Source organism: Streptomyces sp. NPDC050636, assembly GCF_040654775.1.
GTDB lineage: Bacteria > Actinomycetota > Actinomycetes > Streptomycetales > Streptomycetaceae > Streptomyces.
The window spans coordinates 104,542-119,412 of record NZ_JBFAIP010000007.1; the positions used below are offsets into that span (position 1 = coordinate 104,542).

The 14,871-nt window shown below is 71.9% G+C and carries 12 protein-coding genes; 6 read left to right on the forward strand and 6 right to left on the reverse strand.

The features are described 5' to 3' along the window. Positions 1-13: 13 nt before the first annotated feature. The gene (locus tag AB0I10_RS09950; protein ID WP_363151864.1) at positions 14-508 is read right to left on the reverse strand and encodes a roadblock/LC7 domain-containing protein; all 495 of its coding nucleotides are present in this window, start codon (positions 506-508) and stop codon (positions 14-16) included. After that, positions 505-3,459: a nitrate- and nitrite sensing domain-containing protein gene (locus AB0I10_RS09955; RefSeq protein WP_363151865.1), complete on the reverse strand. Its 2,955-nt coding sequence runs from the start codon at positions 3,457-3,459 to the stop codon at positions 505-507. Before AB0I10_RS09955 ends, AB0I10_RS09950 begins: the two co-directional genes overlap by 4 nt. Before the next feature lie 478 nt (positions 3,460-3,937). Here AB0I10_RS09955 and AB0I10_RS09960 point away from each other — a divergent pair, with 478 nt between their 5' ends. Further along, positions 3,938-4,783 (forward strand): hypothetical protein, encoded by an 846-nt coding sequence (locus AB0I10_RS09960; protein ID WP_363151866.1) that lies wholly within the window; start codon positions 3,938-3,940, stop codon positions 4,781-4,783. A 45-nt stretch (positions 4,784-4,828) separates the two neighbouring features. On the opposite strand, the gene AB0I10_RS09965 is transcribed toward AB0I10_RS09960, so the two are convergent. Next, positions 4,829-5,332: a MarR family transcriptional regulator gene (locus AB0I10_RS09965; RefSeq protein ID WP_363151867.1), complete on the reverse strand. Its 504-nt coding sequence runs from the start codon at positions 5,330-5,332 to the stop codon at positions 4,829-4,831. A gap of 245 nt (positions 5,333-5,577) precedes the next feature. Between AB0I10_RS09965 and AB0I10_RS09970 the strand changes: the two genes are divergently transcribed. After that, on the forward strand, positions 5,578-6,432 hold the full coding sequence (locus AB0I10_RS09970; RefSeq protein WP_363151868.1) for a lysozyme: 855 nt from the start codon (positions 5,578-5,580) through the stop codon (positions 6,430-6,432). 145 nt (positions 6,433-6,577) lie between these two features. On the opposite strand, the gene lon is transcribed toward AB0I10_RS09970, so the two are convergent. Further along, entirely contained in the window at positions 6,578-9,034 is a 2,457-nt protein-coding gene (lon, locus tag AB0I10_RS09975) for an endopeptidase La (protein ID WP_363151869.1), read from the reverse strand. A 105-nt stretch (positions 9,035-9,139) separates the two neighbouring features. Next, entirely contained in the window at positions 9,140-9,970 is an 831-nt protein-coding gene (locus tag AB0I10_RS09980; RefSeq protein ID WP_363151960.1) for a pentapeptide repeat-containing protein, read from the reverse strand. Positions 9,971-10,172: 202 nt separating this feature from the next. Between AB0I10_RS09980 and AB0I10_RS09985 the strand changes: the two genes are divergently transcribed. Further along, positions 10,173-10,676 (forward strand): YfbM family protein, encoded by a 504-nt coding sequence (locus AB0I10_RS09985; protein WP_363151870.1) that lies wholly within the window; start codon positions 10,173-10,175, stop codon positions 10,674-10,676. 98 nt (positions 10,677-10,774) lie between these two features. Here the strand turns inward: AB0I10_RS09985 and AB0I10_RS09990 are convergent, their stop codons facing one another. Continuing rightward, positions 10,775-11,695, reverse strand: a complete 921-nt coding sequence (locus AB0I10_RS09990) for a rhomboid-like protein (protein WP_363151871.1) — start codon at positions 11,693-11,695, stop codon at positions 10,775-10,777. Positions 11,696-11,967: 272 nt separating this feature from the next. Here AB0I10_RS09990 and AB0I10_RS09995 point away from each other — a divergent pair, with 272 nt between their 5' ends. The 3 genes from AB0I10_RS09995 to AB0I10_RS10005 all read left to right on the forward strand — a co-directional run bounded on the left by AB0I10_RS09995 (position 11,968) and on the right by AB0I10_RS10005 (position 14,743). Beyond that, positions 11,968-12,717 carry a spermidine synthase gene (locus tag AB0I10_RS09995; RefSeq protein WP_363151872.1) on the forward strand — a complete coding sequence of 250 codons (750 nt, stop codon included), beginning with the start codon at positions 11,968-11,970 and terminating at the stop codon, positions 12,715-12,717. A gap of 74 nt (positions 12,718-12,791) precedes the next feature. Beyond that, the gene (locus tag AB0I10_RS10000; RefSeq protein ID WP_363151873.1) at positions 12,792-13,532 is read left to right on the forward strand and encodes a response regulator transcription factor; all 741 of its coding nucleotides are present in this window, start codon (positions 12,792-12,794) and stop codon (positions 13,530-13,532) included. 86 nt (positions 13,533-13,618) lie between these two features. Beyond that, positions 13,619-14,743, forward strand: a complete 1,125-nt coding sequence (locus AB0I10_RS10005) for an ATP-binding protein (RefSeq protein WP_363151961.1) — start codon at positions 13,619-13,621, stop codon at positions 14,741-14,743. The last annotated feature ends 128 nt before the right edge of the window (positions 14,744-14,871 follow it).

Below are 14,871 nucleotides of genomic sequence, written 5' to 3' on the forward strand. Positions count from 1 at the left end.
TCGCTGCGCTCACTCACTGGGTGTTCTCCATCGACTCGCGGAGTTCCGTGCGGAGTTCGGGGGTCAGTACGTGTCCGGCCCGGCCGACGAACAACGCCATGTGGTACGCGATGACGGTCATATCGCAGTCCGGGGCGGCGTGCACGCCGAGCAGCGAACCATCGCTGATCGACATGACGAACAGGCTGCCCTCGTCCATCGCGACCATCGTCTGCTTGACGACCCCGCCGTCCATCAGCTTCGCGGCGCCGTTGGTGAGGCTGCCGAGCCCGGAGATGATGGTGGCGAGATCGGCGCTGGACCCCTTGGGCCCGTCACTCTCGCCGGGCGTCGCCGTTCCGGCCGCCCGGTCGGGGTCGGAGGAGAGCAGCAGCAGACCGTCGGAGGAGACCACCGCGACCGAGCGGATGCCGGGCACCTCGTCGACCAGATTGGTCAGCAACCAGTGCAGGTTCCGTGCCTGACTGCTCAGTCCGTGTCCGTAAGAAGTGGGCGCTTGCGCCTTCAATCGCGTGCCTCCTCGACAACGTGGCGATCTCCCGGGGCCCCCGCTCCGTCGGTGTCGTTCTGTGGGATGTGCTGCTCCGCGGTACGTTCCGCGATCTCGGCCTCGACCTCGCGCCGGCCGTCCCGCGCCCCCTGCTGGAATCCGCCGAGCCGGCGGCTCAGCGCCTCGGCGTTGACCGCGCCGCCCGTGGGCGGGGCGGGCGACTGCTGCGCCACGATCTTGGGCGTGCGCTTGGGCAGACCGGTGCCGGTCGTCCGCCGCTCCCCGGGGGACGGGTCGTCGTCGGGCTCGGGCTGCGGATCGGTGGCCTGGGGTTCGTCCGTCTGCGGTTCGTCCGACTGCGGGTCAGCGGTCTGCGCGTCAGCGGTATGCGGTTCGTCCGTCGCGGTGTCGGACTCCGGGCGGGTGTGCTCGTCCGGGCCGATGGCGTACGGGTCGCCGGCAGCCGGGCCGCCGGTGTTGCGGTCGCCGGTGCTCGGGCCGGACGCCGCGGCAGGGCCGGCGTCGTCCTCGGGGCGGGCGTGCTCGCCGGTGGAGCCGAGCCCGGCAGCGTCGATCGCGCGCTCCGCGGCGGCGACGAAGGGGTCGGTGGCGGGGGTGACCGGAGCCTCGTCGACGGGCGCGGCCGGAGAGTCGTCGAGGGGCGCGGGCGCAGCGGCCTCGTCGGCATCCGGCGCTGCATCGCCCACCGGCGCGTCACCCGCCGCGTCAGCACCGTCGGCGTCGGCTTCCGCTGCGGTCGCCGCCCCGACCGCCCGCCGGTCGGCCCACGGCCGCCGCGTCAGCAGGGTGTTGGAGTTCGCCTCGGCGACCGAGCCGGGGAGCGTCTGGGCGGGGGCCGGGTCCGCGGGGGACGCCGCCGGGTGGGCGGCCGGTGCCGGGCGGGTGGGCAGGATGGAGCGGGGCAGGACGACGGCGGCGGTGACGCCACCCTGCTTCTGGTCCCGCAGCTCGACCCGGATACCGTGCCGGGCGGCCAGTTGCACCACGACGTACAGGCCGAGGCCCAGCGCCTCGTCGAGGGTCTCCGAGGACGAGGCGGCCTCGGCGTCCGACAGCCGCTCGTTGAGCTCCGCCAGCCGGTCCGGGGTCATCCCTATGCCCTCGTCCTGGACGGAGAGCATGACCTCGCCGCTCTCCAGCAGCCAGCCGGACAGCTCGACATGGGCGTCCGGCGGCGAGAACGCGGTGGCGTTCTCCAGGAGTTCGGCGACGAGGTGGCTGAGGTCGTCCGCGGCGAACCCGGCGACCTGGGAGTGCGGCGGCAACGACTGGACACGGACCCGCTCATAGCGCTCGATCTCGCTGATCGAGGCGCGCAGCACATCCAGCAGCGCTACGGGGCCCACATGCGCGGTGGAGTGTTCCGCGCCCGCCAGGACGAGCAGGTTCTCGCTGTTGCGGCGCATCCGCGCGGCGAAGTGGTCCAGCTTGTAGAGAGTTTCCAGCCGCTCCGGGTCCTGCTCCCGCTCCTCCAGCGACTCGATGACCGCGAGCTGGCGCTCCACCAGGCCGAGGGTGCGCAGCGACAGGTTGACGAACCGCCCGTGGACACCGGCGCGCAGGGCTGCCAGCCGCTCGGTGAGGTCCGCGATCTCTTCCTTGAGTTCCTCGCCCTGTTCCTGGAGCACCTCGCGCTCGGCGACCAGCCGCTGCCGGCCGCCGACCAGCCGCTTGCGCTCGCCCTCCAGTTCCGCGGTCCGCCGCGCCTGCTCGCCGACCTGGGCGTGCAGCGCGTTGACGGACCGCACGGCGGCGGCGAACTCGTCGTTGCGGCCCTTGTAGGTGATGGGCTCCTCGTGCGCGGGGTCCTCGGCCACCCGCTTGGCGCCGATCCGCAGCGCCGCCAGCGGCTGGGTCATGGAGCGGGCCGCCCAGATACCGGCGCCGACGGCCAGCAGCAGGCAGAGCCCCTCCAGGCCGATGCGGATCTCCAGTTCCGTCACATCGTCGTCGCGCAGCGCGCCGAGCCGCTCGATGTCGGCGGTCGCCATGGCCGACTCGACACCGCGCATCAGACCGACGCGGGCGCTGAGCGTGGCCTGCACCCGCTGGCGGTTGAGCCGCAGATCGGCGGCGTCCAGGCGGGGCTGGTCGGTGAGGTGGGTCAGATAGCGCTCGGCGGTGGTGACGTCCGTGCCGTTGACGGTGCGGTCGTAGCGGTCCCGGGCGCCCTGGCTCGCCGACTGGGTGAAGTCGGCCAGCGTGCCCTGCTCGCGGAGGTGCGCGAGCTGTGCGGCGGCGGTCAGCCGGGGCTGCGGGCCGCCCGCGTTGAGCGCGGCGAGCAGCAGCCCGCGGGCGCCGGCCGCCTGGTCGGTGGCGCGGCCGAGGGCGGGCAGTGCGCGGGTGTCGGCGTCCGCGGAGTCCGCGCGGGCGGGCAGGCCGCGGGCGATGTCGTCGCTGATGGCGCCGAGCGCCTGGACGACCTCGGTGTACGCGTCGAAGGTGTCCTCGGCCGATCCGGGCCCGGACAGGGCCTGGTGACGGGTCTGCGGCAGCGCGGCGAGGAGCTTGTCGGCCTCGGCGTACACGGTGCTCTCCCCGGAGGCGTCGCCGGCCTCCGTGCGCAGCTCGCTGATCTGCTGGTCCACGCGGGCACGCTGGGACTGCGCGGCCTTGTCGCCGGTGCGGGCACTGCGCCCGGCGGCGACGTAGGCGGTCATGGCGTCGCGCTCGTCGGCGAGGGAGTGCGCGAGTGCGATGGCGCGCGCGTTCAGCTCGGCGAGGTCGACCAGCTGCTGGGTGTTGTGGGCGTTGTCGGCCGCGGTGGCCACGGCGGGCGCGCCGGCTCCCAGGATGGCGACGGCCACCACGGCCACGGCCCCGACCAGCCGGTTGCGTACCCGCGCGGGACGCCGTCCCGTGCGGTCGCCGCCGTCCGTCGTGCCCGGTCCCGAGACCGAACCGGCCGGTGAACCCGGCTTCCCTGCGCCGCCCCGAAGCCGCTTCATCCGCACCGCTGCTCGCATTCCTGTCTCGCCTGCCCACGCCGAGTGGCGTCGCGGACCCGGCTCGCTTCCGCTCGCGGGGCGGACCTGCGCAAAGACCGCAGCACACACATCCGCGAAGGGAAACAGCCCGGATTCTGCGCGTCGCGACGAACGTCCTGGCCCCACCCCCATGATCCGGGAAGAGACCATTCCACCGGCGCCGCGCAGTGGCTCGGCAACAGATGCCTGGCCACCTGAACGAGTGAACATCAATCCCAGTTTGACCATCAACTCCCCTGCGCGGCCGACCTCGGCCGCAACCCCGCGCAACCCCGAGACGCGTTTGGAGAACCGCCCCGGCCCTGGAAGGATGCGCGCCCGCAGCCCGTCGGCCCCAGCGGCCCCGCAATTTCCGCGCACCGCTGACCTGGCCGTATGCCGGCACCCGGATCGGCCCGGCCACCGGGGCGAACCGGCCCCCTCCGGCAGACTTGGCGGTATGCGCATCGAACTCGCCACCGAGCCGGGCGATCCCCAACGCCCAAACGAGGACTACGCATCCGTCGCCCTTCCGGCCTCCGGCCAGGGCGGAGTCCTGGTCCTCCTGGACGGCGTGACGCCTCCGGAGGGCGATGTCGGCTGTGTCCATTCCGTGCCCTGGTTCACCGCGCGCCTCGGGGGCGCAATGCTCGAACTGTCGGGATCACACCCGGATATGACACTGGCTGAGGTACTCGCCGCAGCCATCTCCCGCACAGCCGACACACACCGCGCCACGTGTGACCTTTCTCACGTCCGCACTCCGCAGGCAACGGTGGTCGCCGCGCGGTGGTCCGAACACACCGTCGAGCACCTGGTGCTGTCGGATTCCGTCCTTCTCCTGGAGCGGACGGACGGCTCGGTGCGCCCCGTACTGGACTCCCGGCTGGACGAACTGCCGCCCGCGGTCCGCGCGCAGCGGGCGGCCGTACGGGCGCTGCCCCGCGGCTCAGCCGAACGCGCCGCCGCGGGCCGGGAGTACGCCCGCGCGGTCGAGGCGCTGCGCAATGCCGAAGGGGGTTTCTTCACCGCGGCCGCCGATCCGTCCGTGGCCGCCCGCGCGGTCACCGGCAGCACCCCGCGCGCCGGGATCCGTTCGCTGACCGCGCTGACCGACGGGGCGGGCCGCTGGGTCGAGGTCTTCCAGGAAGGCTCCTGGGCGGACTGCGCGGCACTGGTCGCCAAGCAGGGCCCGCAGGCACTGATCGACCAGGTACGGGCGGCGGAGGCCGCGGACCCGGACTGCGCGGCGTATCCGCGCGGCAAGGCGCGGGACGACGCCGCGGTGATTTTTGTGGCGCCGTGACAAAAAACGCGGCGCCGTGACAGAAAACGTGGCGCGGGGACCGGCCTACTGACTCTCCTGCCCCTCCTGTCCCTCCTGCCCGGCGTTGAGCTGGTGCAGCAGACGGGCGAGTTCGGCGACCTCGGTGCGGTCCCAGGAGGCGAGGCGGCGTGCGTACTGGGCGCGGCGGGCGGTACGGACGCGGGTGAAGCGGTCCAGGCCCTCGTCGGTGATGCGCACCAGGACGGCCCGGCCGTCGGCCGGATCCGGTTCGCGGGCGACCAGGCCGAGGCGCTCCAGGGCGTGCAGCTGACGGCTCATCGTGGCCTTGCCGACGCCGAAGAAACCGGCCAGGTCGGTCGCGCGCTGTGCGCCGGCGTCCGCCAGCCGGACCATGAGCCCGTACGCGGCCGACTCCAGGTCGGGATGGACCTCGCGTGCCAATTCGCCGGAAGACGCGCGGGCGCGGCGGAGGAATACCGCCAACTCCCGTTCCAGGGAAAGGAATACGTGGTCCACACCACTCGGTTCGCCGTTCGCCGTCGTACCGTCGGCTCCGGTGTTGTGCACGTCAGCACCCTTTCCTTCGTTCCCCGCCCTGGAACTTTCTTTCAGCGGCGGCCTAAGCCGCAGCTCGGCCAGTATTTCGCACGGTTAGACCAACGGCGGCCCGGTAACACTCTTTTGGGAGGGTGGTCTACGCGCGTACCGGTATTCGTGGCATGACCACACCAAAAATCGGCCGCTCGCCATCCCCGCTCCACATCCCCCCTCAGGTCACTCACCGAGATCCATCGAGATCTACGGAGGCACGTATGACCGTGCGCAGATCCGGCTCCCCCCACTGTCCGGCACGTTCCCTCGCGACCGCGGCCGGCATCCTTCTCGCGATCGTCTCCCTTCTCCTCACGCTGCCCGGCACCGCCGCCGCGGCCACGGACTACGCTCCGGAACCCAGTCACCCCGGCCAGGACTGGGCCGGTTCGGAGATCGCCAAACACGAGGGCACCGCACCCGGCATGGCCCAGGCGGCGTCGCCCCGGGCGTCCGTCCACGGCGTGGACGTGAGCAGCCACAACGGCAATGTCGCGTGGTCGACGCTATGGAAGAGCGGAGTCCGGTTCGCCTATGTCAAGGCGACCGAGTCCAGGAGCTACACCAACCCCTATTTCACCCAGCAGTACAACGGCTCGTACAAGGTCGGCATGATCCGCGGGGCCTATCACTTCGCGACCCCCAACACCTCCAGCGGCGCGGCCCAGGCGAAGTACTTCGTCGACCACGGCGGCGGCTGGTCCAAGGACGGCAAGACGCTGCCCGGCGCGCTCGACATGGAGTACAACCCGTACGGTTCGGTCTGTTACGGGATGAGCGCGGCCGGGCTGGTCAACTGGATGAAGGACTGGTTCGCCGGCTACAAGGCGCGTACCGGCCGGGACGCCGTCCTCTACACCTCCACCCGCTGGTGGAAGCAGTGCACCGGCAACTCCCGGGCCTTCGGCAAGGTCAACCCGCTGTGGGTCCCGCGCTATGGCTCCTCCGTCGGCGAACTCCCGGCCGGCTGGGGCTTCCACACCATCTGGCAGTACACCTCGTCGGGTCCGACGGTCGGTGACCACAACCGGTTCAACGGGGCGTACGACCGGCTGAGGGCACTCGCCAACGGCTGACAGACACCCCCGGGATGGGCGCGCTCTCGCGGCAGAACGCGCCCACCCTCAACACCGCAACCACCGCTTGGGCAACCCCCCGCGGCGATCAGCCGCCTCCGCGAGTGGGGGCACCTCCCAGCGTGAGCCGGGGGACGGCGCCGGTTCAGGCGCAAAGAGGGGCGACCTCCGGCGCCGCGCCGTTCGACGCCGGTGTCAGTGCCAGCTCCAGGACCTGGCGGACGTCGGAGACCGGGTGGACGTCCAGCTTCTCCAGGACCTCGGCCGGGACGTCGTCCAGGTCGGCCTCGTTCCGCTTCGGGATCACGACGGTCGTGATCCCCGCCCGGTGCGCGGCCAGCAGCTTCTGCTTGACGCCGCCGATCGGCAGCACCCGCCCGGTGAGCGAGACCTCGCCGGTCATCGCCACCTCCGGCCGGACCTGGCGGCCCGACAGCAGCGACGCCAGCGCAGTCGTCATCGTCACGCCCGCACTCGGACCGTCCTTGGGGACGGCACCCGCCGGTACGTGCAGATGCACGCCGCGCTCCTTCAGGTCGGCGACCGGAAGCTCCAGTTCCGCGCCGTGCGAGCGCAGGAACGACAGCGCGATATGCGCCGACTCCTTCATCACATCGCCGAGCTGACCGGTCAGCTGGAGCCCGGACGCACCGGTCTCCGGGTCGGCCAGCGACGCCTCGACGTACAGCACATCGCCGCCGGCGCCGGTGACCGCGAGGCCGGTGACCACACCGGGCACCGCGGTCCGCCGCTCGGCCGGGTCCTGCGCCGACTCGGGGGTGTGGTGCGGCCGCCCGATCAGCGGGCGCAGCTGCGGAGCCCCGACCGTGAACGGCAGCTCCTGCTCACCCACTTCGTGCCGGGCGGCGACCTTGCGCAGCAGCCTGGCGACCGCCCGCTCCAGATTCCGTACGCCCGCCTCGCGGGTGTACTCGCCCGCCAGCTTGCGCAGCGCGGCGTCCTCCAACGTCACCTCGCCGGGCTCCAGACCGGCCCGCTCCAGCTGCCGCGGCAGCAGGTGGTCCCGGGCGATGGTGACCTTCTCGTCCTCCGTGTAGCCGTCCAGCCGGACCAGTTCCATCCGGTCCAGCAGCGGCTCCGGGATGGCTTCGAGGACGTTGGCCGTGGCCAGGAAGACCACATCGCTGAGGTCCAGTTCGACCTCCAGGTAGTGGTCCCGGAAGGTGTGGTTCTGCGCCGGGTCCAGGACCTCCAGGAGGGCCGCGGCCGGGTCGCCCCGGAAATCGGATCCCACCTTGTCGATCTCGTCGAGGAGGATGACCGGGTTCATGGAGCCGGCCTCCTTGACGGCACGCACGATCCGGCCGGGCAGCGCGCCGACGTACGTACGCCGGTGCCCCCGGATCTCCGCCTCGTCCCGTACGCCGCCGAGCGCGACCCGGACGAACTTCCGCCCCATGGCCCGCGCGACCGACTCGGCAACCGAGGTCTTGCCGACGCCGGGCGGCCCGACCAGCGCCAGCACGGCTCCCCCGCGGCGGCCTCCGATCAGCCCGAGACCGCGTTCGGCCCGCCGCTTCCTGACGGCCAGGTACTCGGTGATCCGCTCCTTGACGTCCGCCAGGCCGGAGTGGTCCGCGTCCAGCACCGCCTTGGCGCCGGCGATGTCGTACGCGGAAGCGCTGTCATCGGTTCGCTCGTTCCACGGCAGTTCCAGAACGGTGTCCAGCCAGGTGCGGATCCACGACCCCTCGGGGCTCTGGTCGCTCGCCCGCTCCAGCTTGTCGACCTCCTTGAGGGCGGCCTTGCGGACGTCCTCGGGCAGCCCGGCGGCCTCGACCCGGGCGCGGTAGTCGCCGCTCTCGTCCTCGGGATCGCCGTTGAGCTCGGCGAGTTCCTTGCGGACCGCCTCCATCTGCCGCCGCAGCAGGAATTCCCGCTGCTGCTTGTCGACGCCCTCCTGGACGTCCTTGGCGATGGACTCGGCGACGTCCTGCTCGGCGAGGTGCTCACGCAGCGCGTCGGTGGCGAACTTCAGCCGGGCCACCGGGTCGGTGGTCTCCAGCAGCCGGACCTTCTGTTCCATCGTCAGGAACGGCGAGTATCCGGAGTTGTCCGCCAGCGTCGGCACATCCTCGATCTGCTGCACGCGGTCCACGACCTGCCAGGCGCCGCGCTTCCGCAGCCAGCTCGTGGCCAGCGCCTTGTACTCGGTGACGAGTTCGGCGACCGCCCCGGGCAGCCCCGGCGTTCCATCAGCCGCAGTCGGGACCCGCTCTTCCACGGCCGTGCCCTCCACCCACAGCGCGGCACCCGGCCCGGTCGTGCCGGAACCGATCCGCACCCGGCCCAGGCCCCGTATCAGCGCCCCGGGATCGCCGTCGGACAGCCGCCCGACCTGCTCGATCCGCCCGAGCGTGCCGATGCCCGCGTACGTCCCGTCAACCCGGGGCACAAGCAGCACCTTCGGCTTGTTACCCGAAGAACCCAAGGAATCGGCGGAAGCCGCTGCCTGCGCGGCCTCCACCGCGGCCCGCACTTCCGTGTCGGACAGGTCCAGGGGCACCACCATGCCGGGCAGTACGACCTCGTCGTCGAGAGGCAGCACGGGCAGGGTGAGCGGTGTGGACGTCGAAGCCATGATCTCCCCTTCAGCAGGCAAGTTGAGCTGTACTCACTCAATGCAGCCGGGGTGGGAGATGTTCCCCCGAGCGCGTTCGCTGTGAGCGATCGGGAGCGGGGTCCGCTACCAGTGGGCGGGGCGGGTGAGAGCCGGCGGCAGCTTGGTGGCGGCGTCGCCCTTGGCCGCGTTGAGCTGGGACTGGGTGAGGAAGATGCTGCCGGTGAGGTCGGCGCCGGTGAGGTCGGCGTCCCGCAGGTCCGCGCCGATCAGGTCGGCCGCTCGCAGGTCGGCGCCCTTGAGGTCGGCGGCGATCAAGTAGGCCCCGCGAAGGTTGGCGCCCTGCAAGTTGGCGCCCTTGAGGCGGGCTCCGATCAGGTCGGCGCCCCGACGGTCCTTCTTGCGGCCCGGGACCTTCGCGCGTACGAGTTCACTGGTCCGCAGCAGCAGCGCATTGACCTCGCCCCGGTGTGCCGGGACGTCCAGGTCCTTCAGCTCCTGGGCGGTGCCTCGGGTGAGGCGTTCGGTCTCTTCCAGCGCGCGGCGCAGTTCGGCGTGGACGGGGCGGGCCGGCGGCAGGGCCAGCGCTTCGGCCAGGTACCAGAGCAACTCGTGGAGCTGCCGCATGACGGGGAACACGTCGAACATCTGGCGGGCGGTACGGGGGGCCTGCCGCCAGTCCTGGCCGCCGAAGGTGACCTGGGAGACCTTCTGGCCGGCGCCGAAGCAGTCGAAGACGGTGCAGCCGGAGAAGCCGCGCTGCCGCAGGTCCGTGTGGATGCCGCAGCGGAAGTCCGTGCTCAGGTTCGGGCAGGGCCGCCCGGCGTCCTTGTCGATCGCGAAGTCCGCCGAGGCCGCGAACGGCAACGCGACACAGCACAGGCCGAAACAGCTACCGCAATCGGACTGCAGGCCGAGATCCACGGGCTGCAGGCCGAGATCGGCACCGTCGGGAATCGGGGGTTGGCGGTCCTGGGACACCGTGCGTGCACTCCTGCCACTGACGCTATGGGTGCTCCATTGTCTCAGGCGGTGGCTGCCTCGGATGGCCGGTTTTCGTCGCTGCGGCGACCGGCCCGCGCCCCGTACCGGCGGCGTTGTCAGTGGTCGCACCTAGGGCCTGTCCGATGGGCCATGGCCGGGCCCTAGCATCCGGACCATGAGCATGATCGGAGAGTACGCACGCGTCACACCCGCCGAACTCGACCGGGCCCTCCGCGATCCCGAGTGGGCGCTGAAGCTGGTCGGCGAGCGGATGGACGCGGACACGGCCGACGGAACTGATCCCGCGAAGGCACGCTGCCTGGACGTCGACAAGGCGTGGGGCGCCCTCGGCTTCCTGCTCCACCGCGCGGCCTTCCCCGTGGACATCGTCCACGGGGAAGAGGCCATACCGGACGCCGACGACTGGGGCTACGGCCCGCCCCGCTACCTCACCCCTGACCGGGTCCGGCTCGCCGCCAAGGCGCTGGAGCAGATATCCGGCGAGGACCTGACGTCCGGCGCCGCCCCGGAGGACCTCGCCCGCGCGGAGGTCTACCCGACGATCATCTGGGAGCGCGGCGAGTCCCTGGACTACGTACGCGACCACTACGACCGGCTCCGCCCGTTCTTCCGCACGGCGGCGGAGGAGGGCGACGGGATGCTCGTCTGGCTGGGATAGGGCCCGGGTCGGGCGCTGGGCCGGGCTCCGGATTGGGCTCCGGGGTGGGCTCCAGGTTGGCGAAGCGCCCGGGGGAAGGCGAACGGGGGTTGGCGGCCTCAGAGCCTGCGCACCGCGCGCAGCGCCGGATGGCCCAGGTCGCCGAGGAGCGGGACGTCCGCGGTGCGGTGATCGCGCCAGCGGCGCAGCAGGGGCCAGCTCGCGACGCCCAGGGTGAGCGAGAGCAGATGGCCCCAGTCGGACACCGGGTCGACGTAGGCGAGGAGATCGGCGACGGCCAGATAGCAGACGCCGGCCAGCAGCGGCCAGCGGCACCAGCCGGGGAGTACGCCCGCGAGCGCCCCGGCGCAGGTCATCACGCCGAAGCTGATGCCGTAGTCGAGGCGGTGCAGGGAGCTGTCCGGCAGTTGTCCTGCGGCGACCGACAGGCCCACCGGCACTTCGGTCGCGAGGGTGGCCAGCGCATGCCCGCCGAAGAAGACGGCGGCGGTGCGCAGCCCGCCGATCCGCCGCTCCAGCGCCGTCAGGACGAAGAGGAAGCCGACGGCGTACGCGGAGGCCATACCGCCCGCTATCCACAGGGCGCTGGCGACGAGCACCAGCAGCGGGGTGCGCGCGAGATGAACGACGTCGGTGCTGGAGCCGCGCAGCAGCTCGGAGACCAGCGAGGGGTCGGCGTGGTCGGCGAAGAGCGAGGTCGCCGCGAGGAGAACGGCGTAACAGAAGGTGAAAGGGGTGCCGATGGGGGTGGGCAGCAGCCTCCAGGGCCGCCATCGGGTGCGCGGGGGCCGGGCGGCACCCGGCCCGGCCCCGTCCGCGGCAGCCACCGAAGCCGGGGCAGCCGCCGAAGCCGCAGCAGCAGCCAGCGCCGGGCCCGGCGCTCCGAGCGTCCCGGAAGCCCTCGGCCCCCCGCCCCTCCGCTGCCGGGGAATCCCCGCGAGGGCGGGCGTCGTGTCGCCCCGCCCGCCCTCGGCCGGAGTGTCGGCCGACGCGCCGTCGGCGGTTCCAAGCCAGCTCACGTTCCGAAGCCCCTTCCGTCCTGGCGCATACGGTGAGCCACGCCCGTGTCCCTCGGCCGTGATTCCGCGTTCGTCATCCCTCTGCGGTGAACAACGTTCGCGACCACCCTGCACTCTCAACCCATGAGCCAGCTGTGTGAGTGAGATGCGTCACGCGAGGCAACCTTCATGAGATTCACCACCTCACGGGGCCGACGGGCGGTGATTCCGGATACCGGACGCCGGACCCGAGCGGCTGGACCGCCGGACCCGGCGTTGGCCAAGATGGCCGCATGGCTCCCGTTCATTCCTCATCTCCGGCGGCCGAACCCCAGGAGGCCCCGCGCACCCTCGACCGGCGCCAAGGCCCGTACGGCGAGGTGGTGTTGCGGCAGCGGGGCGGCGCCCCCGACGGCCCGGGAACCGTTGCGGCACCTGCGGTTTTCGAGATCATCGCCAACGGCTGCTTCCTGATGGACACCTCCGACGGCCGCTCCGAACGGCTGCTGATCGACGCCGCACTGGCCGAGCTACCGGCCGGCAGCGAGCAGCCCGCCGTCCTGATCGGCGGCCTCGGCGTCGGCTTCTCGCTAGCGCGGGCCGCGGCCGGTCCGCGCTGGGGCCGGATCGCCGTCGTCGAACGCGAGGAAGCGGTCATCGACTGGCACCGTACGGGCCCACTGTCCGTGGTCTCGGCGGACGCGCTGGCCGATCCGCGGACCGAGATCCTGCACACCGACCTGGTCTCGTTCATCCGTGAGGGCGCTGGCCAAGACGCCTTCGACGCCTTGTGTTTGGACATCGACAACGGCCCGGACTGGACCGTCACGGAGGACAACAACAGCCTCTACTCCCCCGCCGGTCTCGCCGCCTGCCGGGACCGGCTGACGCCCGGCGGTGTGCTCGCCGTCTGGTCCGCACAGCCCTCCCCGGACTTCGAACAAGCCCTGCGAAATGCCGGTTTCAACGGGGTACGGACGGAAGAGATCCCCGTTGTCCGAGGCGTCCCGGACGTCGTCCATCTCGCCCGCAAGGGCGCGTAGCCGACAGTCACACCATGGCTTTACGCTGCTGCCCAGCAAGACGCGACCACGCAGGGGACATGCAGGGGCGGGCGATGGACCAGACTCAGACAACCCAGGGCGGCACCGCCGCGGCCACGCCGGGCGCCCAGCGCCGGGTGCTGGTCGTGGAGGACGACCCGACGATCGTCGAAGCCATCGCGGCCCGGCTGCGCGCCGAGGGCTTCCAGGTGCAGACGGCCACGGACGGCCCGGCCGCCGTGGACACCGCCGAGGCATGGCAGCCCGACCTGCTCGTCCTCGATGTGATGCTGCCGGGCTTCGACGGCCTGGAGGTGTGCCGCCGGGTCCAGGCCCAGCGCCCCGTACCGGTGATGATGCTCACCGCCCGGGACGACGAGACGGACATGCTGGTCGGCCTCGGCGTCGGCGCCGACGACTACATGACCAAGCCGTTCTCCATGCGGGAGCTGGCGGCCCGGGTGCATGTCTTGCTGCGGCGGGTCGAGCGCGCCGCGCTGGCCGCGCACACCCCGCGCAGCGGCATCCTCCGCCTCGGCGAGCTGGAGATCGACCACGCGCAGCGCAGGGTCCGGGTGCGCGGTGTGGACGTCCATCTCACCCCCACCGAGTTCGATCTGCTGGTCTGCCTGGCGAACACCCCGCGCGCGGTGCTCTCCCGCGAGCAGCTGCTGGCCGAGGTCTGGGACTGGGCGGACGCCTCCGGGACGCGCACGGTCGACAGCCACATCAAGGCGCTGCGCCGCAAGATCGGCGCCGAGCGCATCCGTACGGTCCACGGCGTCGGCTACGCGCTGGAGACTCCGGCCGCATGACGCGGTGGCGCCTGTCCGTGCGGCAATCGTGGCGACCGCGGCTGCGCAACTGGTGGCGGTCCGTGCGGCAATCGCGGCGGCCGCCGGTGCGCAAGTGGTGGCGGTCGCCCGCCGCCGGGCTGTGGCAGCAGGTCTGGGAGGGGCTGCGGCCGCTGGACCCGTACCGTTCCGTCAAGGCCGCGCTGGGCGCACTGGTCATCGTCTCGGTGATCATCACCACCCTGCTGGTGTTCGTCGCGATCCACTCGGCGACCGAACTGCGGGTGATCACGGTCTTCTCGATCATCGCCTCGCTGCTGATCACCCAGTTCGTGGCGAACAGCCTGACCGCTCCGCTCGGCGAGATGACGGATGTCACCCGCTCGATGGCGCACGGTGACTACACCCGGCGGGTCCGCTCGGGGCGCCGCGACGAGTTCGGGGACCTGGCCAGCGCCTTCAACCGGATGGCGGCCGACCTGGAGGCGGTGGACACCCACCGCAAGGAGCTGGTCGCCAATGTCTCGCACGAGCTGCGTACCCCGATCGCGGCGCTGCGGGCGGTGCTGGAGAACGTCGTGGACGGCGTCTCCAAGCCCGATCCGGAGACGATGCGTACCGCGCTGAAGCAGACCGAGCGGCTCGGCCGGCTGGTCGAGCACCTGCTGGACCTGTCCCGGCTGGACAACGGCGTGGTACCGCTGCACGCCCGGCGCTTCGAGGTCTGGCCGTATCTGTCGGGGGTGCTCAAGGAAGCCAATATGAGCCGGGGCGCCTCGACACTGGCCGGGGTCGCCGGTACCGGCACCCACACCCGAACGGATGTGCATCTACATCTGGATGTCTCGCCGCCGGAGCTGACCGCGCACGCCGACGCCGAGCGGCTGCACCAGGTCGTGGCGAATCTGATCGACAACGCCATCAAGCACAGCCCGCAACACGGCCGGGTCACGGTCCACGCGCGGCGTGGCGAGGGCTCGGAGAGCCTGGTGGTGGAGGTGCAGGACGAGGGCCCCGGCATCCCCGAGTCGGAGCGCTACCGGGTCTTCGAGCGGTTCAACCGCGGCGGGCCCGGCGCGTCCGGGCCCGGGACGGACGGCGGTACGGGGCTGGGCCTGGCCATCGCGCGCTGGGCGGTGGATCTGCACGGCGGGCGGATCGGCGTGGCCGAATCCGCACGTGGCTGCCGTATCCGCGTCACTCTTCCGGGGCTGGAGTCAGCCCGGGGTTGACGGCCGTGACGTAGGGTCGGTGGCGGGAGCACTCATTCCGGGGCTCACTTCCGGGGTGCGACGGCGATGAGTCCTACCCGCACGCGGGCAAACTTCGTGTGTTTCCCGCCTTGTCATGCCCTGAAACC

Bases quoted from the DNA above. Each gene is read 5' to 3' on its own strand.
- AB0I10_RS09995 (WP_363151872.1), top strand. From the start codon at position 11,968: ATGGCTCCCGTTCATTCCTCATCTCCGGCGGCCGAACCCCAGGAGGCC.
- AB0I10_RS09970 (WP_363151868.1), top strand. From the start codon at position 5,578: ATGACCGTGCGCAGATCCGGCTCCCCCCACTGTCCGGCACGTTCCCTC.
- lon (WP_363151869.1), bottom strand. From the start codon at position 9,034: ATGGCTTCGACGTCCACACCGCTCACCCTGCCCGTGCTGCCTCTCGAC.
- AB0I10_RS09985 (WP_363151870.1), top strand. From the start codon at position 10,173: ATGAGCATGATCGGAGAGTACGCACGCGTCACACCCGCCGAACTCGAC.
- AB0I10_RS09960 (WP_363151866.1), top strand. From the start codon at position 3,938: ATGCGCATCGAACTCGCCACCGAGCCGGGCGATCCCCAACGCCCAAAC.
- AB0I10_RS10000 (WP_363151873.1), top strand. From the start codon at position 12,792: ATGGACCAGACTCAGACAACCCAGGGCGGCACCGCCGCGGCCACGCCG.
- AB0I10_RS09955 (WP_363151865.1), bottom strand. From the start codon at position 3,459: ATGAAGCGGCTTCGGGGCGGCGCAGGGAAGCCGGGTTCACCGGCCGGT.